Origin of the sequence: Niabella agricola (assembly GCF_021538615.1) — a bacterium.
In the GTDB taxonomy this organism is placed as follows: Bacteria; Bacteroidota; Bacteroidia; order Chitinophagales; family Chitinophagaceae; genus Niabella; species Niabella agricola.
In genome coordinates, this window is sequence record NZ_JAJHIZ010000002.1 from 78,825 (window position 1) to 102,256 (window position 23,432).

34 protein-coding genes are annotated in these 23,432 nt (G+C 42.4%); 32 read left to right on the forward strand and 2 right to left on the reverse strand.

Translation table 11 applies throughout. The features are described 5' to 3' along the window. Positions 1-3 precede the first annotated feature (3 nt). From LL912_RS00685 to LL912_RS00765, 17 genes are all read left to right on the forward strand, one after another. Positions 4-180, forward strand: a complete 177-nt coding sequence (locus LL912_RS00685; RefSeq protein ID WP_235551625.1) for a hypothetical protein — start codon at positions 4-6, stop codon at positions 178-180. A 142-nt stretch (positions 181-322) separates the two neighbouring features. Further along, the gene (locus LL912_RS00690) at positions 323-1,171 is read left to right on the forward strand and encodes a hypothetical protein (RefSeq protein WP_235551626.1); all 849 of its coding nucleotides are present in this window, start codon (positions 323-325) and stop codon (positions 1,169-1,171) included. Positions 1,172-1,423: 252 nt separating this feature from the next. Continuing rightward, positions 1,424-3,289: a BT4734/BF3469 family protein gene (locus tag LL912_RS00695; RefSeq protein WP_235551627.1), complete on the forward strand. Its 1,866-nt coding sequence runs from the start codon at positions 1,424-1,426 to the stop codon at positions 3,287-3,289. 11 nt (positions 3,290-3,300) lie between these two features. Further along, positions 3,301-3,438, forward strand: coding sequence for a hypothetical protein (locus LL912_RS00700; protein WP_235551628.1), 138 nt, complete (start codon positions 3,301-3,303; stop codon positions 3,436-3,438). A 93-nt stretch (positions 3,439-3,531) separates the two neighbouring features. Then, a complete protein-coding gene (locus LL912_RS00705; protein WP_235551629.1) occupies positions 3,532-4,827 on the forward strand; it encodes a DUF6745 domain-containing protein in 1,296 nt (431 codons plus the stop codon). Beyond that, complete coding sequence (locus LL912_RS00710; RefSeq protein ID WP_235551630.1) at positions 4,827-5,063, forward strand: hypothetical protein; 237 nt, start codon at positions 4,827-4,829, stop codon at positions 5,061-5,063. The genes LL912_RS00705 and LL912_RS00710 overlap by 1 nt, the downstream gene beginning before the upstream one ends. Before the next feature lie 108 nt (positions 5,064-5,171). After that, positions 5,172-5,381, forward strand: coding sequence for a hypothetical protein (locus tag LL912_RS00715; protein WP_235551631.1), 210 nt, complete (start codon positions 5,172-5,174; stop codon positions 5,379-5,381). Continuing rightward, positions 5,378-5,872 carry a hypothetical protein gene (locus LL912_RS00720; protein WP_235551632.1) on the forward strand — a complete coding sequence of 165 codons (495 nt, stop codon included), beginning with the start codon at positions 5,378-5,380 and terminating at the stop codon, positions 5,870-5,872. The genes LL912_RS00715 and LL912_RS00720 overlap by 4 nt, the downstream gene beginning before the upstream one ends. Positions 5,873-5,880: 8 nt before the next feature. Beyond that, positions 5,881-6,732 carry an NUMOD4 domain-containing protein gene (locus tag LL912_RS00725; RefSeq protein ID WP_235551633.1) on the forward strand — a complete coding sequence of 284 codons (852 nt, stop codon included), beginning with the start codon at positions 5,881-5,883 and terminating at the stop codon, positions 6,730-6,732. A gap of 667 nt (positions 6,733-7,399) precedes the next feature. Further along, complete coding sequence (locus LL912_RS00730) at positions 7,400-7,924, forward strand: hypothetical protein (RefSeq protein WP_235551634.1); 525 nt, start codon at positions 7,400-7,402, stop codon at positions 7,922-7,924. Beyond that, a complete protein-coding gene (locus tag LL912_RS00735; RefSeq protein ID WP_235551635.1) occupies positions 7,921-8,349 on the forward strand; it encodes an HNH endonuclease in 429 nt (142 codons plus the stop codon). Before LL912_RS00730 ends, LL912_RS00735 begins: the two co-directional genes overlap by 4 nt. A gap of 288 nt (positions 8,350-8,637) precedes the next feature. Next, positions 8,638-8,910 (forward strand): DUF551 domain-containing protein, encoded by a 273-nt coding sequence (locus tag LL912_RS00740; protein ID WP_235551636.1) that lies wholly within the window; start codon positions 8,638-8,640, stop codon positions 8,908-8,910. Positions 8,911-8,951: 41 nt separating this feature from the next. Further along, on the forward strand, positions 8,952-9,212 hold the full coding sequence (locus LL912_RS00745; protein ID WP_235551637.1) for an ASCH/PUA domain-containing protein: 261 nt from the start codon (positions 8,952-8,954) through the stop codon (positions 9,210-9,212). Between the two features lie 2 nt (positions 9,213-9,214). Next, positions 9,215-9,532: a DUF7352 domain-containing protein gene (locus LL912_RS00750; protein WP_235551638.1), complete on the forward strand. Its 318-nt coding sequence runs from the start codon at positions 9,215-9,217 to the stop codon at positions 9,530-9,532. Next, positions 9,516-10,148 carry a hypothetical protein gene (locus tag LL912_RS00755; protein WP_235551639.1) on the forward strand — a complete coding sequence of 211 codons (633 nt, stop codon included), beginning with the start codon at positions 9,516-9,518 and terminating at the stop codon, positions 10,146-10,148. Before LL912_RS00750 ends, LL912_RS00755 begins: the two co-directional genes overlap by 17 nt. A 26-nt stretch (positions 10,149-10,174) precedes the next feature. Beyond that, complete coding sequence (locus LL912_RS00760) at positions 10,175-10,489, forward strand: hypothetical protein (RefSeq protein ID WP_235551640.1); 315 nt, start codon at positions 10,175-10,177, stop codon at positions 10,487-10,489. A 6-nt stretch (positions 10,490-10,495) separates the two neighbouring features. Then, positions 10,496-10,981 (forward strand): YopX family protein, encoded by a 486-nt coding sequence (locus LL912_RS00765; RefSeq protein ID WP_235551641.1) that lies wholly within the window; start codon positions 10,496-10,498, stop codon positions 10,979-10,981. Between the two features lie 8 nt (positions 10,982-10,989). On the opposite strand, the gene LL912_RS00770 is transcribed toward LL912_RS00765, so the two are convergent. After that, complete coding sequence (locus LL912_RS00770) at positions 10,990-11,175, reverse strand: hypothetical protein (protein WP_235551642.1); 186 nt, start codon at positions 11,173-11,175, stop codon at positions 10,990-10,992. A 374-nt stretch (positions 11,176-11,549) separates the two neighbouring features. Between LL912_RS00770 and LL912_RS00775 the strand changes: the two genes are divergently transcribed. Then, positions 11,550-12,059: a helix-turn-helix domain-containing protein gene (locus LL912_RS00775; RefSeq protein ID WP_235551643.1), complete on the forward strand. Its 510-nt coding sequence runs from the start codon at positions 11,550-11,552 to the stop codon at positions 12,057-12,059. Positions 12,060-12,110: 51 nt separating this feature from the next. Here LL912_RS00775 and LL912_RS00780 read toward each other — a convergent pair whose 3' ends face one another. After that, entirely contained in the window at positions 12,111-12,491 is a 381-nt protein-coding gene (locus LL912_RS00780) for a helix-turn-helix domain-containing protein (RefSeq protein ID WP_235551644.1), read from the reverse strand. Between the two features lie 669 nt (positions 12,492-13,160). On the opposite strand from LL912_RS00780, the gene LL912_RS00785 reads away from it, so the two are divergent. The 14 genes from LL912_RS00785 to LL912_RS00850 all read left to right on the forward strand — a co-directional run bounded on the left by LL912_RS00785 (position 13,161) and on the right by LL912_RS00850 (position 23,419). Next, positions 13,161-13,403: a hypothetical protein gene (locus tag LL912_RS00785; protein WP_235551645.1), complete on the forward strand. Its 243-nt coding sequence runs from the start codon at positions 13,161-13,163 to the stop codon at positions 13,401-13,403. 85 nt (positions 13,404-13,488) lie between these two features. Continuing rightward, complete coding sequence (locus LL912_RS00790; protein ID WP_235551646.1) at positions 13,489-13,920, forward strand: hypothetical protein; 432 nt, start codon at positions 13,489-13,491, stop codon at positions 13,918-13,920. Between the two features lie 107 nt (positions 13,921-14,027). Further along, complete coding sequence (locus tag LL912_RS00795; RefSeq protein ID WP_235551647.1) at positions 14,028-14,717, forward strand: adenine nucleotide alpha hydrolase family protein; 690 nt, start codon at positions 14,028-14,030, stop codon at positions 14,715-14,717. Further along, a complete protein-coding gene (locus LL912_RS00800) occupies positions 14,707-15,078 on the forward strand; it encodes a hypothetical protein (protein WP_235551648.1) in 372 nt (123 codons plus the stop codon). The genes LL912_RS00795 and LL912_RS00800 overlap by 11 nt, the downstream gene beginning before the upstream one ends. 322 nt (positions 15,079-15,400) lie before the next feature. Continuing rightward, positions 15,401-15,901 carry a hypothetical protein gene (locus LL912_RS00805; protein ID WP_235551649.1) on the forward strand — a complete coding sequence of 167 codons (501 nt, stop codon included), beginning with the start codon at positions 15,401-15,403 and terminating at the stop codon, positions 15,899-15,901. Further along, positions 15,876-17,168, forward strand: coding sequence for a PBSX family phage terminase large subunit (locus tag LL912_RS00810; RefSeq protein ID WP_235551650.1), 1,293 nt, complete (start codon positions 15,876-15,878; stop codon positions 17,166-17,168). Before LL912_RS00805 ends, LL912_RS00810 begins: the two co-directional genes overlap by 26 nt. A gap of 245 nt (positions 17,169-17,413) precedes the next feature. Beyond that, entirely contained in the window at positions 17,414-18,862 is a 1,449-nt protein-coding gene (locus tag LL912_RS00815; protein WP_235551651.1) for a phage portal protein, read from the forward strand. A 174-nt stretch (positions 18,863-19,036) separates the two neighbouring features. After that, positions 19,037-19,279 (forward strand): hypothetical protein, encoded by a 243-nt coding sequence (locus LL912_RS00820; protein ID WP_235551652.1) that lies wholly within the window; start codon positions 19,037-19,039, stop codon positions 19,277-19,279. 10 nt (positions 19,280-19,289) lie between these two features. After that, a complete protein-coding gene (locus LL912_RS00825) occupies positions 19,290-19,592 on the forward strand; it encodes a hypothetical protein (RefSeq protein WP_235551653.1) in 303 nt (100 codons plus the stop codon). Between the two features lie 156 nt (positions 19,593-19,748). Next, on the forward strand, positions 19,749-20,009 hold the full coding sequence (locus LL912_RS00830) for a hypothetical protein (RefSeq protein WP_235551654.1): 261 nt from the start codon (positions 19,749-19,751) through the stop codon (positions 20,007-20,009). A 186-nt stretch (positions 20,010-20,195) separates the two neighbouring features. Then, a complete protein-coding gene (locus LL912_RS00835; RefSeq protein WP_235551655.1) occupies positions 20,196-21,173 on the forward strand; it encodes a hypothetical protein in 978 nt (325 codons plus the stop codon). Positions 21,174-21,472: 299 nt separating this feature from the next. Then, a complete protein-coding gene (locus tag LL912_RS00840; RefSeq protein WP_235551656.1) occupies positions 21,473-22,036 on the forward strand; it encodes an HNH endonuclease in 564 nt (187 codons plus the stop codon). Continuing rightward, positions 22,023-22,433 carry an A1S_2505 family phage non-structural protein gene (locus LL912_RS00845; protein WP_235551657.1) on the forward strand — a complete coding sequence of 137 codons (411 nt, stop codon included), beginning with the start codon at positions 22,023-22,025 and terminating at the stop codon, positions 22,431-22,433. Before LL912_RS00840 ends, LL912_RS00845 begins: the two co-directional genes overlap by 14 nt. A 317-nt stretch (positions 22,434-22,750) precedes the next feature. Beyond that, positions 22,751-23,419 (forward strand): hypothetical protein, encoded by a 669-nt coding sequence (locus LL912_RS00850; RefSeq protein WP_235551658.1) that lies wholly within the window; start codon positions 22,751-22,753, stop codon positions 23,417-23,419. Positions 23,420-23,432 lie beyond the last annotated feature (13 nt).

Here is a 23,432-nt window from a genome sequence, read left to right on the forward strand (position 1 = left end):
ATTATGGCACAATCGCCTTCAAATGGGGAGTTGATCTCCATTAACACACCGCTGGGAAATGTCAGCGTAGTAGTTCAAAACAGTAATCTGCATCTGACAGAAGTCTTTGAGAAGATTAAAGAGGTTATGGAAAAGGGCAATAGTAAGAAATTGCTTGATGTTATAGTAGCGACCATGTAGGCTAACTCCAACCTAAAACACCAGTTCCTAAAAATCATTTTTGAAAAATGTGCAAAAGCGCAAACGGGCATACCATGCCTACAAATGAACGGGAATTGTTAACCTGTGAATTTTAAAAACTTAAAAAGGAGGTAAAAATTTTATGGGTAAAAATAGCAACGCAAAGGAAGACGAAGAGTTTAGCGGATATGACTTGTCCAGGAATTGGTTTGATTGGAGTTTTGAAAACCCGGAAATGATCACTCCTACACACACAGCTTTGTATTTTTTCATTATAGAGCATTGCAATCGCTTGGGGTGGAAACGAAAGTTTGGACTTCCCTCAAAGATGACCATGGATGCGATTGGTGTTAAAAATCACAAAACATTTAAGAAGGCGTTTGATGATCTCGTTGAATGGGGGTTTATTATTGTTGTCGAGAAGTCAAAAAATCAATATAGTGCGAACATTATTGCCCTGGTAAAAAATACCAAAGCATGTACCAAAGCACTTACCAAAGCAAGTCTAAAGCACTTACCAAAGCAAGTCCACGGCACTGCCCATAGCACTGTTGATATAGATAAACCTAGAACTATAGAACCTATAAACCTAGAACCTAATAACAAAGATAGCGGCGATGCCGCTGATCAAAAAAAAGTCGTTGGGTTGTATGCATTGTGTGTGGAGTATTGGTTGAAGGAGGCCCATGTTGGTTGGAGTATGGATGGAGTTCAGGGTAGCGCGTTAAAGTCTATTTTGAAAAAGCTTGGTCAAACTGTTTTGGCGTCAGGAAGGAGCCCTACAGATGAGATCATCCTTCAGGAATTTAAAATGCTCATAAGGCAGCTGCCAGAGTGGTTCAAGGATAAAAACCTGAACGTGGTAAACGGGAAATACGATGAGATAGTAACACAAATCAAAAACAGTAAAAATGGAAATAGCACAACCAGGCATGTCAACAAATACGCTGCGAGGCTCGGATATGGAACTAATCGCAGATCAGATTTATAAGCTTTCGGCCCTACAGGCTGGTGAACTGTCCGAAGGAAAGTGTGAAATGATGGCGGATTTTATTCTACGCATCATGCCCGAAATAACGCCGAAAATTTTGTCAGAGCTGATCGACGGAATGGCAGTAGGCGATTTTGAGTATGATCAGTTTAAGGGGGTTCAGAATATTTTCAATGCATACCGGCACTACAAGAGCAAATCTATGTCAAGGTATTCCGAAGATGACATTTCACCAGTAAGGAAAAACAGATCATGACAGTAACAATTTACAGTAATATTTTTGAAAAGGTAAATGGATACAGGCGGCCTGTGTCGCATTTATTGGATAGAATCAGAAATGGAAGAAGCCGGAAACGAATTGAGGAATTGCGTTCGTGCCTGGACAAGGATAAGGCTGCAAATCTCAAAAAGAACCTGCCATCTGTTTGTTTTTCAGGAGAATTCTCGGAAAGGTTTGATGATAAACTGCTGAAGCATTCAGGGTTGATTTGTTTGGACTTTGACAATGTAGCCAATATCCCGGATAAGATAGAGGATCTGATCCAGTATGATTTCGTGTATGCTGTGTGGATCAGCCCGTCTGGAGATGGCATAAAGGTTTTGGTTCGGATTGCTGATGGCAAAAAGCACAGGGAGCATTTTAGGGCACTTCAAGATGTATTTCCTGGCATTGACCCTTCCGGTATCAATGAAAGCAGAGTTTGCTACGAAAGTTATGATCCAAATATTTATGTCAATGAAGATGCAACACCATTCACAACAGTTAAGGAAGTCGAAAAAGTGGAGGTAAGGGATGTTGTAACCAGAACACATGAAATTTTCTCAAATCTTTTAAAATGGCTAACAAACAAAGGAGATGCCTTTGTGACAGGCGAGCGAAATACTTTCATATTCAAACTGGCATCGGCATGCTGCAGGTTTGGGATCGACGAATCGGAATCAATATCACTGATCAACCGAGAATTTCAACTGAACCAATCGACATTCTCAATCAAAGAGGGCGAGCAGGCTATAAAGTCGGCCTACAGGTCAAATAAGGCGCATTATGGCACTGCAACGTTTGAGATGGGCAGGTTGGTGGATCAAGAGACGAAACGCGAAATTTCGGTTGAGGAAATACTTTCTGACGATTTTAAACTTAACGACGTCATTTATGGGATTGATGTAAAGGAAAACGCGATCAGTATTTACGAAAATGGATATGAAAAATTAGAAGGGATCGGTTTTGAGTTTGATAACCACTGGAAGCCTAAGACTCGAGAACTCACATTGCTTTCTGGTATTGGCAACTACGGAAAATCATCATTCGACGACTGGTATAAACTAAATCGAGCGGTATTGTATGGTGATAGGTTTGGAATATTTAGTCCAGAGAATAACCCAGCAGAGGAGTATTATCATAATCTTACGGAAATACTTCTGGGCGACGACTGTACGCCGCGAAACCCACACAAACCAGCCAAGAGGCTTTACGACCAGGCATACGATTTTGTGAGTAGCCATTTCTTCTATGTGTACCCAAAAGAGGCACTTAGCACCCCGGATTACATCATGGAAAAGTTCTTTGAATTAATCATCAAAGAAAAATGTAACTGGTTTACTATCGATCCGTTTAATCAGCTTTCTAACGACTATGCAAAAGCTGGGGGGCGGAGTGATAAATATCTTGAGGATGTTTTCAGTAGGTTTTTGCGGTTCACACAACAGAACAATGTGTACATGAACATTATAGCACATCCCAAGACAATGAGCAAACAATCTGATGGAAACTATCCAGAGCCTGATGTATTTGAAATTGCTGATGGTGCGATGTGGAACAATAAAATGGATAACATCTTGATTTATCACAGGCCATTTGGCCAAACCGACCCGCGCAATCCAATGTGTACAATAACATCGAAAAAGATACGGAGGCAGAAGGTCGTAGGCGTTAAGGGTTTTACAGAACTTAAATACTTCCTGGCTGATCGTAGATTTTTTATTGAACAGGAAGGAGTGAATGTTGATATTCTTGATCACAACTTGGTAAGATCAGGGCTGACAATGTTCACAGATAAGCAATCGGAGCAGCAAAAATTGATAACAACAGGATGGGAAGCAATTGATTTAGATTTTTAAAAAACAAAACTATGAGTGACGAGAACAAAGCAATAAAAGGGCTGGAAGTAGCGGCTCCTGAAATAATAAGGCAACTTGATTTGCCAAAATCACTGATCGAAATGACGATGGATGAGCTGTATGTATTTATTAATCAATTAAAAACGTAAAATACATAAAAAAAAGTTGAAAAAACATTGTGAAAAATGTAAAAAAAGGTATCTTTGGTGTGAAATCAGAATGACAAGCTAAAACTGTAATAAATGAAAAAGGAAAAACTAACAACTCTCACAAACGATCAGGAGGCACAAATTCCAGTAATTAGGGATCAATGGCTGAATTATATTTTGTCATGCGAAAACAGACTGGATAGAGATAAGGCAAGAGAAGGAATTGAGTGGCTGTATTCATACTGCGGAAAGAAGAGGCCCGTTGTAATATTTATGGATAGTCCATTTGGGTGTCAGGTTGCTGCAAACTATTTTTTAAAATTTTTCAAAGATGTTCCGGCCAACATCCGGGGCAACATCGGGGACAACATCGGGGCCAACATCCGGGGCAACATCTGGGCCAACATCCGGGGCAACATCGGGGACAACATCCGGGGCAACATCTGGGCCAACATCCGGGGCAACATCTGGGCCAACATCGGGGCCAACATCCGGGCCAACATCGGGGACAACATCTGGGCCAACATCGGGGCCAACAAACTAGAGTATCATGCATCATCTTGGTATGGAAATGTTGGGGATTATGGATGGGTAGCGTATATGGACTATTTCTTTCAGATGAAAATGATTCACTCAGATCGAGAGGATGATTTCAATACGTTCAAGAATCTGTTATTGTCTGGTGTGTATGATATGATACAATTTGAGGGTCTGTGTATTGTTTCTGATATGCCAACTGTAATATTAAGAAACGAAACTGGAAGGCTTCACAGCGTTGATAGACCTGCCATTGAGTTTAGGGACGGAACATGCTATCATTATATCCATGGTGTTGCAATTAGTCCGGATCTATGGTTAAAACTTTCCAAAAAGGAATACACTTTCACGGATTTTATGTCAGAAAGGAATGAGGAGGTTAAATCCGCCTGCTTGGCATTCATGGACGAAAAGTGGGGTAGTGAATATCTGTTCCGTTTTATTTCTGATCATCTAAAAGAGGTTGATACGTACGTTGATAAGAAGGATGATGTTTACCTGGTAGGGACAACGCGTGGGATGAATATCGGTGTTTACACTCTTTTTAAAGGTGAGTTAAATGATATAAGGCTTGCCTTTGTCCGCTGTTATTGTCCGTCAACAGACCGCATGTTCTTCTTGTGTGTTGATCCGTCAAATAGCAACGCAAAAGACGCTATCGCTTCATTGTATCGAGTTCCGAGAAAGCTACAGAGCGAAATTAAATACATACAGAGGCAAGGAGAACGGTATTCTACGGTTTTTACTGAAAAGGGTAGAGGCATTCTTAAGTCCTTGTCAAATGATGATATATCAGACCTGACACACTTACCTGGAAAACAATATTTCTCACTTCTTAAATATGAATATTAATGGAAACAACAATTCAAAGGATGAATGTGGCTCCATCCTCTGTCGAGGGCCATTTCGTTGAAAACGCTAAAAAAATCGTTAACCTGGATGAGGTAAATGAGACATTCTATGTGGAAGGAAAAAGCCGGTTGGTGACGAAGAATCACACTACGCTTGAGATGAATGACGACTGCCTTATTACCTGTCAAACCGTTTACGATCCGTTTAAAAACGAGTTCACAAAGTCGCGGGATTAGCAAAAACGCCCTGGCATACGGCGAGTAGTATGCCCTTTTTTTAACGCTCTCCGCGATTGCTATTATCGGTTTGATTGCCGGTATAGTGGCGGAGGTAAAACGAAATAGATGTCACGAATAAGAGAAAAGAGATTCAAGGCTATCAAACGTGGAGAAAACACCTGGATTGTCTATGATGAAAACAGAGGTGCCGCCATCACTAAGTCTGTGTCGCCGAATGCATCTTACAACAAAGAGGTAGCCGAGGTTATAGCGGACTTGCTAAATAATCAGGACGAGATCGGCAGTTATGCAATTAAGAAAATATCGCAACAATGAAGCACAAATTAATTTCTACAGAAAAGGCCCGCGTTCTGATCGTGGATCTTCCGGCGGATGTGACCGGTAAATTAATTATTAGTAACATTCAGGTTGATAATGACCTTGTAGAACTGACAGGAAGCGCCCCAAGGTTTTTGTGTTCTCTACCTCCCGGCACCTGGCTGCCCGACGGTAAGCTGGGAGAGGCTACGGAGGAGGTGGCGGCGAAGATGGTGGAGAAAATGCTGATCGATAAATGGCGGAATTACCTTGTTCATAATCAGTATTACGAATACTTGCTCAATACGGCCGCCGAATCCGTTTGCTCACTGGTTGAAGCTAATGTGAAGCTTAAAAACAAAATATCAAAACCCGACAACTACGAATTATGGGCAAGATATGGAGATTATACACAGTACGGCAAAAGCCTTACAGAAGAATGTATAAAGTGGCAGGCCGAAGAGGAAACCGTATTCAGAAACCCGTTTTTGTTTTTTCATAATAAGTAGACACATATATGACTTTTAAAGATAAGTGTGGGCAAATAGTGACTTGCAAAAATTGCAAAATCGAGTTTGTGTATAGTCTTAAAAATAGAGTGTTCTGCAGTGTGCATTGCCGCGATACCTATAATTGGTATAAGCCCAAAATGTCGGTGTGTAAGAAAATAGAAAATATTGATGGGGAGGTGTGGAAAATCATTCCCGGGTATCAAAAGTACATGGTAAGTTCAATTGGGAGGATTAAATCTGTTGATAAGAAATGGTTAACGGGGGAAGGATACACAGCACTACGGCAAAGCCCAGAACGGATCTTACGAACCCATCTGATTCACGGATATTTAAAGGTTGCTCTTTGTAAAAATGGCATTGAAAAGGGGTTTGCCGTCCATAGACTCGTGGCAGCTGCATTCATACCTAATCCATCAGGGAAACCTCAAGTAAACCATATTAATGGAATTAAGTATGACAACAGAGTTGAAAATCTTGAGTGGGTTACAGGAAAAGAAAATGTAAATCATGCGATAAAGATTGGTTTATGGAAGAAAAAACGAAAGAAGCGCGTGTATTTAAATGATGACCATAAAAGAGAAGTGGTTGTACTGTACAAGTCGGGTATACCAATATTGAAGATTTCAGAAACGTTGGGCGTTCCGTATACATCTGTGTACTCGGTAGTGAAAAAATACAAGTCCGGGGCTTCGGTGTTTATTAAAGGTCGGAAGGTTTTGAGCAATGAATACGGGCACATTGTGAAGCTTAGAGAAGAAGGGGTTTGTTTGTCGGAAGTGTCAAAAATGTATGGTGTGTCGCCAGCTACCATAAGTCTTATAGTCAAGAAATATAAACATATTCAGAAAGTAGGTTAACCGATGAGGCTTGAATAGTCTAAAAGCTCCTGCGGGAGCTTCTTAACCAGAAATAATTTTAACCCCTCCCGCGGGTTGCGGGAAGATAGAAATACCTACTAACTCTTAACGGCAAGGTCGGCCGTAAAACAGACCATAATAACATGAAACGTTTATTCACTTTTTTGATCGTTGCGGTGGTAGTGTGCGCCACCTTCTTTATCGCTAAGCAGGCCAAGGCTACCGAAGACGCAAGCCAGTGCTGTGATTACATCGTTAAGTACCAAGAGCAATACGATGTTTGGTATGATTCGGAAGGATATGGGTATTGGAGTATTGACCCCACGTCATATACGGCTGTATACTGCGGCAGACCGGCGGCAATGGGCACAAGAAGATGCGCTCTGCATACTGGATGGCCTCAAGCAAACGATCCTAGCAAAGCGGAGTAAATAACTCTACCGGACGGTGCGGGAACGTTCCGCCCGGTTTTAAAAAACTTTGAAGATGAAAACAGTTGAACAGGAGCCAAGCACATCATATTGCCTTAAGTGTGCAGGAAAAGGATGCTACATGAGCCGATACGGAATAAAACCATGCGAAGACTGTAACGGATCTGGTCGGGTGACTAAATCGTTTCGTAAGGAGCAAATAAAGAAGCGCAAAGAACTTATTAAAAGTTATGACAATGGAAAATAAACAAACAGACCTGCTGCAGCAGGTAAAGGACGAGGTGCTTTATAAAAGCACCGATTATGAAATATCTGGTGAGGAAGTGGACGAAGTCGCCCAACGCTACGCCGAGGCCTACCACGCCGCCCGGATCCAGGAACAGGGGGAAGCGACCGGTAATGACATAGCACCATACTTGGTCGCCTGGCATGACAAAGGAGGCTACCCGGATAACTCACCAGAGGGTAAAAATGTCCAACAACAAGCCATGAAGCCGCTAAACAGCAATAACAGACAGGCAGTAGTTGGGGAATGCTTTACAAAGTCAGATATTATTGATATTCTTGATTTGCATATCAATGAGACTGTTTCGCGCCTCAACACCCGGGCAGCCGAATATGCCGCTGGGAAGGTGGCATGGATGTATACGGAGGAGCAGGTCCGGGAGGCGATGTATCACACCTATGTCAACGGACCCGGGCATGACAGTTATGCAGACTTTGAAGACGGTGTAATCGCCAAAATAAAGCAATCAAAATGAAAAAAGGCGACCGTAAAAAAGTATTTGAAAAATATGGAGGCCGCTGCGCTTACTGCGGGTGCGAGTTGGGAGACAAATGGCAGGTAGATCACGCGATAAGCAAATGCTACTGGTTTTATGTAAACAGTTCTGATCCGGAGGGGGTGAATCATATTGACAATCTGAAGCCCGCCTGCGTGCCGTGTAATCACTACAAAAGGTCTCAGTGTGTAGATGACATCAATGGCGGCCACAACGGATTCCGGTCCTATATGCTTTCATTTCATAAGCGATTGGCCCGGTTACCAAAGAAGACCGGTTTAGAACGAACCAGGCGCCGGATAGCCTACATGAATGTGATCGCAGAAAAGTATGGCATCACACCAGAAAAGCCGTTTAATGGGGTATTCTATTTTGAAACAATTAAAAAAGGAGGTGGAGAATGAAAAATAAGCGACAAGTCTATTTTAGAGATTACTCGCTCAGTAGGCCATTCGGAAACTACCGAACCCATGAAACAAAAGATGGATTAAAGTGGAAAACCGGATTCTATGTGTCTTGGACAGCGACCGTTGATGTTTATGCACAAGAAGGGTATGCCGGTTTTCGGATATGGCAAGGAGGTAGGTGCTATTCAAAAAACGTTTCTAACATCGATGGATTTCCCTCTGACTTATGGTTAAGTCGGGAGGCGAATAAATTTTCAAAAGAACTACTTAGAGGAGAAAATATTAATGGATAATCAACAACACATAGCAGACAGCCAGCGCCCCGGAGGGGTTGTGGTGATACCGGAATTGAACGGATGGGTGAGTGTGACGGATCGGTTACCGGTGCCTTTTGAATCGGTTCTTCTATTTGGAATAATCAACGCTCCCGGGTATATGAATGAGTGTTGTGAAATGGGATATTATAACGAGAAATTCATTGTTTATCGTTCCATGCCTGAAATAGAGGAATTTGAAATCACTCATTGGCACCAGCTGCCAGATCCACCACGATATTAATCACCAACCGTCAAGTAATATTTGACAATTAAAAAGAGTATATGGTACACGAATTAAAAACACACCCGAAATACTTCAGTGCCCTGTTAGCAGGAAGTAAAACATTTGAAGTCAGAAAAAACGACCGGGATTATAAAATCGGCGATGAACTCCTTTTGAAGGAATATGACCCGGATGATGATGAGATTGTGCCCGAGCCATACACAGGCCGCATCCTGCACCGGAGAATTGATTATATCCTGCATGGTGGACAGTACGGTATCGAACCCGGTTACTGTGTGATGTCAATTTCTAAAATTTAATTATGAAAGCAATTTATAAATACCCAATACCGGTACAAGAAAAGTACGCCATTGAACTGCCTAAGGATGCTCAGATCATCCGGGTAGAGGATGTGGATGGTCTTTTCTTCTTATGGGCAATCGTTGAAACAGACCCGGATCATCCGACGGAAAAACGATGCCTTGAGTTTTATAAAACAGGACAGCCGATTGAAACGCCAACTGAGCGGCTCCGTTTTCTGGGCACCTGTAAACTTTTTATTATGCAGGAACTCTGCCTATATGTGTTCGAAAACTTCTATGAAACCAATACAATAAATAACTATGAAGTACGGAGCTAAACCCTTAGTAGTGGGTCATTTTTCGATCGATTGCAAAGAAATGATGTTCTATCAGGACATGCTGATTAAACTACCTGGTGGGTCAGATATACACGTGGAGGACCGACTAAAAGTTTTCAGTGATATTATAGGTGCGGCGGCCTGCCACTTCGTTGGGGCATCCGGACTAAATGCCTACATCGATTCATCCGTATATCTTTCCGCCAAGCGTCTGTTCCAGGCAAAAGGAAAGCCTTTTAATCGCCCCGGGTGGCATTCGGATGGATTCATGTCTGATGATATCAACTACATCTGGTCGGATGACGGGTCAACGGTCTTTAATTTTTCAGATTTCAACCTGACACAGGATGATAAATTATCGATGCAGGAAATGGCAGAACAGGCATTACCTGAATTCGACTGGACGTATTCCGCCGGCACCCTGCTACGCTTGGATCAGTACAACATTCACCGGGTCGGTGACGTTGAGCGGGACGGTATGCGGACTTTCGTAAAGGTTTCTTTTTCTAAAAATAAATTCGATTTGGAAGGCAATGCCCATAATTATCTGATCGATTATGATTGGGAAATGAGGCCCAGGGGTATAGACAGGAATATCCCGCAGAAAGTTAAATAACCCGGCTACGGCCACAAAGACAATTTATGCAACTAATAAAAATAGCAAGATACGCCAACGCCACGGAGATCACACCGGTAAAGAATAAACGTGTTTTTGTTTGCTCGAATAAAAGCAAAGACGGAGCCCCTGTTGTGACTATCGGGTTAAAATTCCTTGAAAAGGATTATGATGCCGAAAAGCAGGCATTCTACAGGAGGGACAGCTGCCGGAACGTACGGCAATTCACAGCCTTTCTTACCCCCGAAACTGCTTGCGCGCTGTATGATGCGCTTGGGGACTATATGCACAGGGTTACTCCAGAATTTAAAAATGATCAACCGGCACCGGAAGGGCGATAAAGAAAAATGAAAAGAGAAATAATTTTCCGCGGGAAGCGGGTAGATAACGGCGAATGGGTTTACGGATGCCTGGTTACAGGATTTGACGAGCGTAAGGGTCGAGAAAGCGTAGATATAACCTATCAGCAGTTTGAAGGCGCAAGCATGGATTATCCATATCCAATAGTTACTACTTTTTATAGCGAGGTCATCCCCGAAACAGTGGGCCAGTACACTGGGTTAACGGACATGAACGGGAAAATGATCTTTGAGGGGGATGTGTTCTTTGAGGAGATAGAGCATAGTTGGGGCGACGATCGATATTACTTTGTTATCACCTGGATATCAGAATGGGCAATGTTCTCTGCACTGTCTATTTCGGAGTACAACGAGTACCTGGACACCGGAATTGAGCACCTTGATAGAATGATTTCTTTTAATATTGAACCCGATGATATTGAAAAGCTACATCGGGCTGGCAACATTCACGATAACCCGGAACTGATAAAATGAGTAAGCTATCAGACAAAGACCGGGTACTGAAAGAGTTTATGGAGGAGCACTTTGATTTCCGATCCCTCAAAAAAGCGGGGTTCTATGGTAGGAATATCAGGAAGTGCGATTTCTACTCCCAGGCCCAACGTGTCTGCCAATACTTCGGCTACAAAACCGTTTTCGAGTACAACACCACAGAGATAAGAGGGCATTTAACTTTTTCTGATCCTGGTTGCCCGGCAGGTATAGCCACGGCCCGCCCCCTACATGTGGATGAGTCCGGCGATCTGAAACAGGAACCATTTATAACAGTAATTAAACCTTGGACAGAACAATGACAACAGAATACAAAATAAAACCTGCCAAATGCGAGATCTGCGGGGAGCTTATCTTACTGGCAGAAGGCCCGGATTTAATTCCGGATCCGGAGGACGACCCAATACCGCCAGTATGTGGGAAATGCTACGCGGAGTATTACAGTGAACTATATCCAGACGAACAATGACAACAATAATTCTATCCGTCTTCCTGGCTGCGTACAGCGCCGGGGTAACGTGGGCGGTTGTAACCAATAAAAACAGAAACGATGAATTTAAGAACAGAATTATACAGTAAAGCCAGCCAAGCGGCAGGATTGCCCTTTGAGGCTGTTAGTGGCAAAACAAGACAAGGGGACGCCCCTTTGGCGAGGCAGATTGCTCATTTTCACGCAAAGGAGTCTTTGGGTCTTGGCTGTTCAGAGGCGGCGAGATTGTTCGGTGTTGATCACACTACAATATTGCATGGAGTAAAACGGATAAATGGCTTGTTTAAGTCAAATGACCCACGGGCAATTGATATGTACAGGAAATTTACAGGCTATTCCCTGGATGATGTGCATAGGGCGCACAAAGTTGTTTATCATACTTCTGGATGGTTTAAAGTATTTGACCTTTACAAGAAAGAAATAGCGGTGTTATCCAAACAGATGCTTAGCAGGGAAGCTTTTGCAGCAACATGCGAGGCTGCAGCTAAGTTTTTCGTTACAAATGGCGATGAGTTGGAGGTTCAGATGGACAAAAGAGATTTTATAAAACTTTTTACACTGGTTAGATGATTATTTTTTCATTTTTTGTGATTTTCCCCCTTCGGTGTCCACCGACGGGGTTTATTTTTTACCCGAAAAGTAGATCTTTAACTCCTTCTGAACAGCTTCCTTTACCAGAGCCTGCAATGTTGCATTTACCGGAACAATTACGGTATCGCGGTGATCTGTTTCTCCGAAAATCCAATCATAGCTAACACCAAACAGTTTTTTCGCTGCTATTATCTTGGATGTTGGAAAAAATTGCCTATTTAATCTAAGTGGCGAAATTGAGCTTTGTACATAGCCAAGATCAGCGAACACAGCGGTGTCTGTTTCACCGGTTATAGCCCTGCGTTCATCAATAAGCTCCATAATACGGATATGATACGTCGGAATTTCCTGTTCTTCAGATCCTGATTTCTTAGTTTTTTTTGCTCCAGCTTTTCCAGTCGTTTTTGCCATTTGTTATATTTTGATAAATAAGGGTATCGGGGGATAATTTCTTTCAATAACGTAATTTCTGTATCCGTCCGTTTCTTCTTCCGCAAAAGTATTAAAACCCGCTGAAATAATGTAGCAAATTCGTGCGGCCTCATTTCGGCATGTATAGCATACTTTAAGCCCACATAATACAGGTTGATCGCTTTATCAATATCTCCCAGTTTGTCATATATGTGTCCTGCCCACATTAAAGTTCTCGCTATTTCTCGTGCATTATCGGCGAATTTCTGTTCTTTAACTATTTCAGATGCTGCCAGGTGGGTTTCTTTTGCTTCAATCACAGGTCAAAAATAAACAGATATCGTTGATTGTGAACAGAATAACTATAAGTTGGTATTGAAAACGAAACACAAATAAAAAATAATGTGAAAAAAATTGTTGTATGTGTAAAAAAAGTTATCTTTGACTGATAAAATTCAAGAAATGAATATCAGGACACTAAAAGAAAGAGAGCTTCAAAAAATGATTATGACTTTTTTTGCTGAAGGTTGGTTCGATTCGGAAGTTAATATTGCATTTATTGTAAAAAAAATACAGTCAACATTGAGGATAGGGCACGCGGATGCCAGGAGATTCTTGAGAAGGAACATCCCTTTTTGTCTTTAATAGTTTTTATCTATACTATCGAGTATGAAGAAAACTACTAAATATGCAAGTGTGCGAATGATTGCGGGACGCCTGGTGGTGAAGTATCCACGAAATTCCCGGGGAAAGGAACTTCTGTTTGAGGCTGTGGAAAGAATCAAAGAAGGTGGCGGATATGTTAATTTTAAGATGACGATTGATAGCGATGTGGTTGTGGTAAAATTTGATAAAGATACTGATGATAGAGAAATTGATTGGATAAGGTATTGGATGGGGCGGCCTATATAGGCGTTATAGAAATTAACAGGTGTGGATAATGTAAATAGAAGTTTTATAAAATGTAAGGTACATTTACAAAAATGTAAATAACGTTATGTTTTCTAGTTTGAAGTTTGCGGATAGAACAAGCGCATTGAAGCTGTGGAAAAGGAATAATCCAGTCGAATTTAACAGCGCCATGAGTCAGTTAGCTAAGAGGTCGCCGGCGGCTCCTGTTTCTTCACTGGATGGTGTTAAAGATAGGTTTGGGGAGGTTGGATTGAGTGATCGGTGGGTGTTTATTGGGGTGTGCTTTAAGTATATCTACCCAGAGGCTTTTAGGGAGGATGTGAAGGATTTTAATTTTACGGATGGATTTGTTAAGAAGATGGCGGAGCTTCTGGGTATGCAAACTTCAAACTTTTCTGCGGAATTTTCAAGGGTTAGGCTGAATTTGTCGCTCAGGGATAGTGATCTGAAGAAGGAGGTAGAGCGGAAGTTCTATGATATGGGGTACAAAAGTGTGAGTGGGTTGTTTGAGGTGTAGATGACGGAGGATAAAGTTGCTGACTTCGCAGGTGGAATAGTAACCTGGATTTTAAATGTTGAGGGCTGGTAGTCTTGCCGGCCCTTTTTTAAGATTAAGAAATTAAAATGACATATAACAATTCTGATGAACTTTGTCAAATAATGGCTGAAAGGCAAAAGGGGGTGACACTCCTGCGGTTTTCATGCGGAAAGGATGCTATTGCGTCATATATTCAACTGAAGCGATACTTTCACACTATCATCCCGATTTATCACTACCTGCACCCTGATCTGGATTTTGTCAATGATTCGTTAGTGTACTATGAAGAAGTTATGGGAACGCATATTTACAGGGTGCCAAATCAGATGTTGTATAAGCATTTAAACAGCGGACTTTTCCAGGACTTACACAGCTGGAATGCGATAAAAAGGATGCAGTTGCCAAACTTTGACAATGACGAGGTGAATGTATTCATCAAGGAAGATTTAGGACTGGATCCAGGCTTATACACGGCTATTGGTGTGCGTGCAGCGGATTCTCTAAACAGGAGAAGGTCAATCAAGATGCACGGAGCGGTAAACCATAATAGGCTTACGTTCTTTCCGGTGTATGATTGGAATATGGAGAAGTTAACGGACGAAATACAGCAATCTGGCATAAAGCTGCCTGTAGATTACAAAATATGGGGAAAGTCGTTTGATGGCCTGGACTTCAGGTTCATAAAACCATTAAAAGATAATTTCCCCAATGATTATGAGAAACTGAAACAATTATTTCCCTTAATAAACGTAGAATTGCAACGATATGGCTATTAATTACAGCAACAAGAACATATCAAAAAAGGCTCCTGCCAAGAAAATGAAATCAACTGATACTAATATTGAAGTTGATTCACTGGCGGAAGTAAACGAGATCATTGAGTATTCGGCAAAAGCCAAGGCTGAACGGGATAAGTTTAAAGAGAACACGGATGCCAACTACTTTACGGTTGTGACATTTAATAATTCTGCCCAACTTGATGAATTTTTTAATAAGCTTGGCATCAGATTGTCGGATAAGCAATACATCGATGGCAAGCAGCTGGCTAAGAAACTGGGTATAACAATAGAAACTCCGGACAAAGTAGCTCCAGGAGCTTTTAGGATTAGCCAGAAATTGAAGGATATGACATTGTAAAACAATTGTTAACCAATAAAACCAAAACAACATGCGTAGACGTATCAGAAGGGTAGCACCCATTACTTCACGGAGAAGCCGCGCCGCGGGCGGTAGGGCAAGAGTCTCTAGATCTTCTCAAGGTTCTTAATTAATAGTTCATGCGTAGAAGATTAACAGCAATAGCCAGAAGGCTGACAAGGGCGGGGTTTGGCCCAGGGTCAGGCAGGCGTACTATTATTGGGGTAAATAGCAGACGGCAGGCCGTTGCTATAAATCCAGGTCGAGGTAGAAGTACTTCCGGAAGTTAATTTAACGGGGCGTAACTGCCCCTTTTTTTGTTATGAGTGGAAAGAAGATACATAAACAGGAGGCGGGCGGTAAAGTTTTGTTTAAGCCTGGTAATCAGGCTGCAGTGAAGTGGACTGATGAAACAGTTATCCCAGAGATTGAAAAAGTTCTTGCTGTTTTGTGTAACGATGATAGCGGGCTTGAAAATCAAAATATTGTAAGGGCCAATGATATAAAGTATGTGGAAGAGGCGGTACTGGCGGCGGGTGTAGATCTGCGTTCCTGGGAGTATTGGAATAGTGGGCCATTCGTAGCGAAACTGCCAGATGATAGTTTGGTTTTGGGGCTATTAAAAAAAGTGAAGAAAATCAGCGAGCTGAGGTGCCTATATTCTGGTCAGGCAATGGATATATTTTTCCTTAAAAATAAGTTTGATTACAGGGATAAATCTGAACAGGAGATTAAGCAAGAAACGACACTGAAGGGGTCAATCGCACCCGAACAGTGGTTGAAGGGAATGATGAAGGATGATAAAGATTCAGGAGCCATATAAGCCATTATATACATCTGATAAGTTTATAATTCTCATTACTGGTGGCAGGGGATCTGGCAAGAGCTTTAATGCCGCCACCTTTATTGAGCGCTTGTCCTTTGAGAAGGGGCATAAGATGTTATACAGCCGTTATACAATGACGGCGGCCAATATTTCTGTTATTCCTGAATTTACCAATAAGATTGAGCTAGAAGGGTTCCAAAACCAATTCACCGTTACCACAAAGGATATCATTAATACCTTTTCTGAGTCTCAAATCATGTTCCGGGGTATCAAGACGTCGTCCGGTAACCAGACGGCCAACTTAAAGTCTATCGAAGGGCTTACAACCTTCATCGGTGATGAAATGGAGGAGTGGGAGAGTGAGGATGATTTTGACAAATTGGTTCTTTCCATCCGGCAGAAGGGAATCCAGAACCGGGTAATACTGATCATGAACCCATCAGATAGTGAACACTTTGTATACAAGAAATATATTGAGAACACTCACAAGATTGTCAACATTGACGGGGTAGATGTTCAGATCAGCACGCACCCGGATGTCTTGCATATTCATACATCGTACCTTGACAATATTGAACACCTGGCTGATCAGTTTCTAAATACAATCCAGGGGATAAAGGAAAAAAGCATAAAGGATAGCACCGTTAATGGCATCCTGGACAAGGAAAAGTTTCTACACAGTAAATATGCCACTAAGGTGATCGGCCGCTGGACGGATACGCCGGAGGGAGCCATTTACACTAATTGGGAGGAGGGCGAGTTTGATGAATCTCTACCATACGGCTATGGACAGGATTACGGATTTATGGTTGACCCTGATACGCTAATCCGGTGCGCTGTTGACAATAAGCGAATGCGGGTGTATGTCGATGAGGAATATTATGACCGCGCTCAGCTGAGTACCGACCAACTGTACGAAATGAATAAGAGCAGGATAAAGAGGCCTAATGATTTAATTGTGGCTGATTCAGCGGAGGCTAGATTAATTGCAGACCTTAGAGCCAAGGGTTTGAATATTGTTGAGTGTGAGAAGGGGCAAGGATCTGTAACGGCCGGTATTAAAGCCCTGCAGTCGTACACCATTGTGGTGACACCCCGTAGCAATAATGTGAAAAGGGAGCTGCGGAACTACAAATGGAGCGATAAGAAGGCGGGGATCCCGATTGACGACTACAACCACGCCATGGACTCTTTACGCTATATTAGCAAGCGCCTGGGAATAAAGACAATGGACCTCGCCCCGATACTGGCAGGTGGATTTTAAAACGTAAATTTGAAATTATGAAGCGACCTTTACTGAATGAGTTTTATCGTGAAGTGATGCGCGAATATCCAAACACTCTTCTGGCTGCTAGGTGCCGACTCACAATAGCCTTGGCGGCGTTTAATCGCGATTGTTACTTTAGCATCATAAGCCCCATACGGCGCTTTCTATAACTCTTACAAAAGCGGTTTTCTATTTTTTGTACCCCTCTCACTTATTGATCAACTTGCATCAAACGCGAGTTAATGACCATTGAGGAGATATTACAGGAGGACGACCTGGCTAAACGGGTTCAGTACCTTCAGTCACAAGCTAACAATACCGATGAGGACATAGAGGCGGCTGAAAAGCAGTTGGATCCCAACCAGCATTCTGTCACAGACCCCAACAAGCGACCAAAACGTAAAGTAAAGATTGTTGAGAAGGATGCTAATGGCACCCAAACATCAAAAGAAGAATATAAGGAGGTAAACCGTACTCCATTCAGTTACCAATCGGATATTGTTGATAAGCGCGTATCCTTTGTCTTTGGAAATCCATTACAAGTCACCACAGCATCAAAGAATGTCAACGCGGATGCAGTTCTGAACGCAATTATTTCTGTCAATAAGGATGTTAAGATTGATTCTGTTAACCGGGAGATGGCCCGAACACAGTATTCATTTAAGGAGGTGGCAGAATATTGGTTTACGCTACCAGGTGACAGGCAGAATCGGTACGGATTTGATAGTGAGATAAAGATCAAATGCGTTCTGTTTAAACCACAGGATGGGGATCGGCTGTATCCATTTAAGGATGAATTTGGTGACCTGGTGGCGTTTTCCAGGGCCTACAAGGTAAAGGAGATTGATAATACGGAGATAAAGTACTTTGAGACATGGACAAAGGGTTCATACACCAGGTTGATAGAAAACGGATCGGGGTGGATTGAGGACGTAAGCGAATATGCCAAGAAGGCGGACACCTATGTTAAGGCAATCGGTAAAATACCAATTGCATACTCTTACCAACCAAATACTGAGTGGTACAAGGTGCAGCGCTTGTGTGACCGGAATGATATTTTGGCCTCAAATCACGGCGACATCAATGACCGGCATTCAAAGCCCATCCTGAAGGCGCGAGGCGTTGTTACGACCAAGATTGATGACTTTGTACAGATGGAGGGGCCGGAGTCAGAACTGGACTACATATCCTGGAATAATGCAACCGATAGTGTGGAGTCCGAGTTTGCCCGTAATGAAGATAAGATTTACACCAGCACCAGAACCCCCAAGACGTCATTTGAGGCATTGTCCGGTAAGGGCAATATCCTGTCAGGTGAGGGTCAGAAAATGGCATTCATGGATGCCCATCTGGAGGTGATGAATAAAATGGAGATTCACGACATCCACCTGACCCGTCGGTACAACATCATTAAGTCAATACTGGGGGTGATGAATAACAGCTGGAAGTCCTCTATGTCTGAAATCAATATTGACGTGAAGGTGACACCGTATATGATGGGTGGGGATACCGAAAAAATTCAGCAGCTGATCGACCTGTATACCAATAATATGATTTCCCTTGAAACTGCATGTAAGATGAATCCCCTGTTTGAGGATGCGTTAGCGGAATATAATAGGATAAAGGAGGAGAAGGAGGCGAACGATAAGGCCGCCGCCGGTCTGGATGCATTACAAAATAGCGGAGAGTGACCCCCTGCAAGAAACTGAAATATTATTCACAGAACAATGCGCTCAATAACGCGAAGCGTATTTACAAATCTTTAGGCAATGGAGTTATGTTCAAAGCCTATTGTTGCCCGAAGTGCGGTAAGTGGCATCTTACGTGTGCTACCAAGGGGGACACAATAACCAAATTACTATTTAATGACAGTAGGAGAGTTAAAAAAGTTATTGACAGAAATGCCGGATCAAATCAGCCGAGAGGCATTTGATGACCTGGTGGTGACCATCTGTACAGATGGAGAGCATTTTTTAGTCCCTGAAACAGATAAGAGCGGGTATATGGAATTTACAAACCCCTGTGATGAGAACGGTAATATTATTCCTGGAGAAATGGACCCGATTCCATTTTTTGGTATTGTGGCTAATGTGATTGTTTCTGAATAAAATAGAGAGTATGGATAAAGAGGAGTACACGACGGATGAGTATGATTTGCAGGAAACGCCGATAACCTACGAACAGTATTTGGATAAGATCGACTATCGGTCTTATTTCAAACTGATGGGGGTTCCCGATGATGTTTCAAATAATTTCCACCGCCTGGCGCAAGAAATGGCTGTAACCCCTGCAATAGACGCGATAAAGCCACATTTCAGCGATATACAGGGCACAAACTGCCTGGTGAAGATCCGGCGGCACTTTGTGAACGCCGTGGAGCGGTTGAGTGTTAACAACGAGGTTCAACACGATCTGGCATGATCAACATTACACCCTTAGATGATATTAAACAACACACGGATGACAGTACCTGCCACTGTGAACCTGGGGTGGTATTTGAAAACGGAGAGATTATAATCATCCATTCATAATTTGATGTCAGGGAGGCAATGGAGGAAGTAAACGAAATATTAAGCAATGAAAAATAATGTATCATTTGCAACCATTTATAAGGGTGAAAAATACGGTTTTGAAAAAACTGGTATAGAAATTCCAGATGAGATATTATCAGGTATCGAAGTTGAAGAGGCGTCTCTAATTGTAAGGGCCGCTATAGGCTCAGCGATTAAAGCAGCGGAGGATGAGTTTGATAGGGTAATACGAAGTAAAAAATACACATGCAAATACGAAAAAGATGGTGTAATACACCATATATCTAATGATAGAAATTTGGGATAATTATAATAAGCAATGGTTGGAGCCGATGGCTATTTTTTTTGATAGAGAAGGCAATCCATGGAAGGTGTCGGCCTGCTCTCCCGGAGCAGATCCATTATCGGATGGATGGTACGACTTACAGGGCGATGATTTAATGCAAGTAGGTATCAAAGGCGAGGTTACATATAACTCCGAATTGTTGCCAGGATGAACCAACGCCAATTAGAGGATATACTACGGGTTTATGAGATGACTAAATCTGCCAAAATCAATGATATTGTTGGAAAGATCAGCCGTTTGTTCAACCGAACATTTAAGGACGCTGCGGAGCTTGTAAATTATGCCAAGCTGATCAATGGGCGGCTGGATCCCGCCACCCGACGCAAGGTGCAGGAACTGACAGATAAACTATTCGGCGAAATAAACCGGATGATACTGCTAGGGGTCGAGGATTCCGGCGTCGTTTCAGCCAAATTGTCCCGAGCTATCGATATGCGGGTACAGAAGCGCATTAAGGCACTTCCGTTGGCTTCATATGGTAAAAAGAGTGCCGGGGTTTTACGTAAAATCACAACCAAGAAGGACTACGGGGAAACCCTGTCTAAACGAATCTGGAAGCAGAATAAACGCACCCAGGCGCACATAAATAAAGTGCTTGTGGACGCGGTTAAAACCGGCAAATCAGCCAAAAATACCGCAAAAGACATGGTTTTGGCTCAATATAAAAACAAGTCTGGCCCGGGTATTTACGCTGATCCCAAGAAGAACGCCGAACGCCTGACCCGAAATGTGATCAATAGGGCATACAAGGAATCAGACCATGAACGATGGAAGTCTGCCTGGTATATCAAGGGAATAGAGGTAAAGTTGAGCAACCGGCACCCAACGTATGACATCTGTGATCTCCTGGCCACTGTTTACCCAAAGGATTTTAAGTTCACGGGATGGCATGTTAACTGCTTATGTGTGGCCGTGCCGATTCTATTAACGGAGAAGGAGCGTGATTTGTACGAAGACTACACACTGGGCATTAGAAGTCAGCCACCAGCCCTGCAATACGTTACAGATCCACCACCAGAGTTTGGCAAGTGGGTATCTGATAACAAGAGCAGAATGAAGGCGTGGAAATCCGGTTACCCAGACTGGGTAACTGAGAATAAAAAGTATTTAAAAACAAAACTGTAGTTATGGATATTGTAATAAGATCATGTTATGTGTTTTTGGCAATAGTAGTTTGTGCGGTGATCGGTTATTGTATCAAGCGCACAAGGCAGTAGTTTTAACAGTACTCACCACGCTACCCATAGAACAGCGTCCCAGGGTGAGGCAAATATTCCCTCTTTATCATTTGGCCGGTTGTTTCTACAACTGGCTTTTTGCTTGTGTTGATGTTTGGGGTTTATTTCGACATATTAACATCTGTTAACTTCTCTGGTTGGCCACCTACCGCGCATTTTCTATTATTGTTGAATAATATCATAATTATGAAACTAAGAGGAAGGAGGCTTAAGCAATTTAAGGATCGGGCGAACAAGGCCGCAAGGTATGCCATCAACAAGCGATTGGTAGAATACTTAAGAGTAAATGATCCTGAGTATTATGGAAAAACTCTTTGTAGGTCTTATTATCAAAATATAATAAGGTTTTTGGGGTTGGAGTCCGATAGTGTACAGATGTTGGGCCGGGTAAAACTTAGACAGCTAATTGTTGATGAGTACAGTAATCCATTTAGCCGAATTTACAATGGACGCGGAGAACACGGGTCCGTTTTCTACACTTCAGATAAGTGGTTGTCTTTGAGGGATCAAGCACTTACTATTTATGGTAAGGTTTGTATGAAATGTGGCAGAAAGGGATATGCCCATGTTGATCACATAAGGCCGCGTAGCACATACCCGCAGTATGAATTAAATTTCAACAACCTTCAAATACTTTGCGCTGATTGCAATATGGAGAAGGGTAATAAAAATGAAATTGATTATAGGCCTGATTGGGCAAAGAGAATGTATGTTTTATTGATTAAATCAAAGAGTAATGGTACTGTATAAAAATTCAAGAGTGACCCCGAAAAAAATAGTTTCTCTACAACCTGGAGAGGTTTTTGTTTTTGGTTCGAACCTTGCAGGCATACATGGCGCGGGTGCTGCCAAAATGGCTATGATGTGGGGTGCAAAATATGGTAAAGGCGCTGGTCGCCAGGGGCAGACATTTGCCATACCCACAAAGGATGCCCAAATCAAGACGTTGCCGATTGACAGGATAAAGGTTTTTGTTGATTTATTCGTGGAGTACGCAACATTGGGCCATAATACGTTTTTAGTAACAGAAATCGGATGTGGCCTTTCGGGGTATGAGCCAAAGGATTTAGCGCCATTGTTTTATGGCTGTACATATTTGGATAATGTTTGGCTGCCCCAACGGTTCTGGGATGTGCTCAATGGATGATAGGATGATTACGATTATTACGCCGGGTTAATCCCCGGCTTTTTTGTGCCCATACCCAAAAGAAAACCCCTACTGTAGAAACAGCAGGGGAAAATCATAAAATCAAATGAAAAATGAAACAAAAAAGAAAAAGCAAATCACCTCAAGTAGTACAATACAAATAAACAACATAAACACCCCATTTTAAAATCTATTGACACACCAATTGTAATCCATATTTACGTACGGTTTGCCACACCTCGCTATACAGGGAACTTGCATGAACAACCAAAACAACTGCTTTTCAGCAGTCAGTTCTTTTAAACAAAAAATATTTCATGCTTAAAGACAAGATTCTTGCTGCCCTTAAAACCAAATACAAAGACCTGGGGTTAAGCGCCAAGATTTTAGAAGGGTTTGCTACACGCTTAGCAAAAACTGTTACAGAGGAAGAAAAAATTTCAGAAGCCGTGGATGATGTTGAGCCGGAGCTTCAAACGTTACAGTCTGTTATTGATGCCAACAGAAAGAAAGTGTCTGATCTTGAAAAGGATATCGCCGCTTTGAAAGGTGTAAAGGCAGAACCAGTACCGGGTGCTGATCCCAATCCCTCAGATCCACAACCGGATCCCAAGCCTAAGGCATCCGACGAAACACCTGCATGGGCAAAGGCTCTGATGGATTCCGTTGCTGCACTGCAAACAGAACGGGTGACCACAAGCCGTAGGGCTGGATATGAGGCCCTGTTTGCTGATGTGAAGGACGATGATAACCAGGCTAAGGACATGAAGGCTAATAAGCTGGCTGGGTTTGATCGGATTTCATTCAAGGATGATGAAGATTATAATTCATTCTTAGAGGCCGAAAAGGAGTTTTTGACAAAATTCAACCAGGACCGGGATACTGAAAGTTTGAAAGGAGGACGCCCTCCTGTTGCGACGACGGCGACTAAGGGTAAACCTGATGAGACAATGCTGGACACAGTTGTGGATGATTTTAAAATTTAAACTAAACCAAAAA

Coding starts and splice junctions, on each gene's coding strand:
- LL912_RS00685 (WP_235551625.1), top strand. CDS start 4: ATGGCACAATCGCCTTCAAATGGGGAGTTGATCTCCATTAACACACCG.
- LL912_RS00690 (WP_235551626.1), top strand. CDS start 323: ATGGGTAAAAATAGCAACGCAAAGGAAGACGAAGAGTTTAGCGGATAT.
- LL912_RS00695 (WP_235551627.1), top strand. CDS start 1,424: ATGACAGTAACAATTTACAGTAATATTTTTGAAAAGGTAAATGGATAC.
- LL912_RS00700 (WP_235551628.1), top strand. CDS start 3,301: ATGAGTGACGAGAACAAAGCAATAAAAGGGCTGGAAGTAGCGGCTCCT.
- LL912_RS00705 (WP_235551629.1), top strand. CDS start 3,532: ATGAAAAAGGAAAAACTAACAACTCTCACAAACGATCAGGAGGCACAA.
- LL912_RS00710 (WP_235551630.1), top strand. CDS start 4,827: ATGGAAACAACAATTCAAAGGATGAATGTGGCTCCATCCTCTGTCGAG.
- LL912_RS00715 (WP_235551631.1), top strand. CDS start 5,172: ATGTCACGAATAAGAGAAAAGAGATTCAAGGCTATCAAACGTGGAGAA.
- LL912_RS00720 (WP_235551632.1), top strand. CDS start 5,378: ATGAAGCACAAATTAATTTCTACAGAAAAGGCCCGCGTTCTGATCGTG.
- LL912_RS00725 (WP_235551633.1), top strand. CDS start 5,881: ATGACTTTTAAAGATAAGTGTGGGCAAATAGTGACTTGCAAAAATTGC.
- LL912_RS00730 (WP_235551634.1), top strand. CDS start 7,400: ATGGAAAATAAACAAACAGACCTGCTGCAGCAGGTAAAGGACGAGGTG.
- LL912_RS00735 (WP_235551635.1), top strand. CDS start 7,921: ATGAAAAAAGGCGACCGTAAAAAAGTATTTGAAAAATATGGAGGCCGC.
- LL912_RS00740 (WP_235551636.1), top strand. CDS start 8,638: ATGGATAATCAACAACACATAGCAGACAGCCAGCGCCCCGGAGGGGTT.
- LL912_RS00745 (WP_235551637.1), top strand. CDS start 8,952: ATGGTACACGAATTAAAAACACACCCGAAATACTTCAGTGCCCTGTTA.
- LL912_RS00750 (WP_235551638.1), top strand. CDS start 9,215: ATGAAAGCAATTTATAAATACCCAATACCGGTACAAGAAAAGTACGCC.
- LL912_RS00755 (WP_235551639.1), top strand. CDS start 9,516: ATGAAGTACGGAGCTAAACCCTTAGTAGTGGGTCATTTTTCGATCGAT.
- LL912_RS00760 (WP_235551640.1), top strand. CDS start 10,175: ATGCAACTAATAAAAATAGCAAGATACGCCAACGCCACGGAGATCACA.
- LL912_RS00765 (WP_235551641.1), top strand. CDS start 10,496: ATGAAAAGAGAAATAATTTTCCGCGGGAAGCGGGTAGATAACGGCGAA.
- LL912_RS00770 (WP_235551642.1), bottom strand. CDS start 11,175: ATGCCCTCTTATCTCTGTGGTGTTGTACTCGAAAACGGTTTTGTAGCC.
- LL912_RS00775 (WP_235551643.1), top strand. CDS start 11,550: ATGAATTTAAGAACAGAATTATACAGTAAAGCCAGCCAAGCGGCAGGA.
- LL912_RS00780 (WP_235551644.1), bottom strand. CDS start 12,491: ATGGCAAAAACGACTGGAAAAGCTGGAGCAAAAAAAACTAAGAAATCA.
- LL912_RS00785 (WP_235551645.1), top strand. CDS start 13,161: ATGAAGAAAACTACTAAATATGCAAGTGTGCGAATGATTGCGGGACGC.
- LL912_RS00790 (WP_235551646.1), top strand. CDS start 13,489: ATGTTTTCTAGTTTGAAGTTTGCGGATAGAACAAGCGCATTGAAGCTG.
- LL912_RS00795 (WP_235551647.1), top strand. CDS start 14,028: ATGACATATAACAATTCTGATGAACTTTGTCAAATAATGGCTGAAAGG.
- LL912_RS00800 (WP_235551648.1), top strand. CDS start 14,707: ATGGCTATTAATTACAGCAACAAGAACATATCAAAAAAGGCTCCTGCC.
- LL912_RS00805 (WP_235551649.1), top strand. CDS start 15,401: ATGAGTGGAAAGAAGATACATAAACAGGAGGCGGGCGGTAAAGTTTTG.
- LL912_RS00810 (WP_235551650.1), top strand. CDS start 15,876: ATGATAAAGATTCAGGAGCCATATAAGCCATTATATACATCTGATAAG.
- LL912_RS00815 (WP_235551651.1), top strand. CDS start 17,414: ATGACCATTGAGGAGATATTACAGGAGGACGACCTGGCTAAACGGGTT.
- LL912_RS00820 (WP_235551652.1), top strand. CDS start 19,037: ATGACAGTAGGAGAGTTAAAAAAGTTATTGACAGAAATGCCGGATCAA.
- LL912_RS00825 (WP_235551653.1), top strand. CDS start 19,290: ATGGATAAAGAGGAGTACACGACGGATGAGTATGATTTGCAGGAAACG.
- LL912_RS00830 (WP_235551654.1), top strand. CDS start 19,749: ATGAAAAATAATGTATCATTTGCAACCATTTATAAGGGTGAAAAATAC.
- LL912_RS00835 (WP_235551655.1), top strand. CDS start 20,196: ATGAACCAACGCCAATTAGAGGATATACTACGGGTTTATGAGATGACT.
- LL912_RS00840 (WP_235551656.1), top strand. CDS start 21,473: ATGAAACTAAGAGGAAGGAGGCTTAAGCAATTTAAGGATCGGGCGAAC.
- LL912_RS00845 (WP_235551657.1), top strand. CDS start 22,023: ATGGTACTGTATAAAAATTCAAGAGTGACCCCGAAAAAAATAGTTTCT.
- LL912_RS00850 (WP_235551658.1), top strand. CDS start 22,751: ATGCTTAAAGACAAGATTCTTGCTGCCCTTAAAACCAAATACAAAGAC.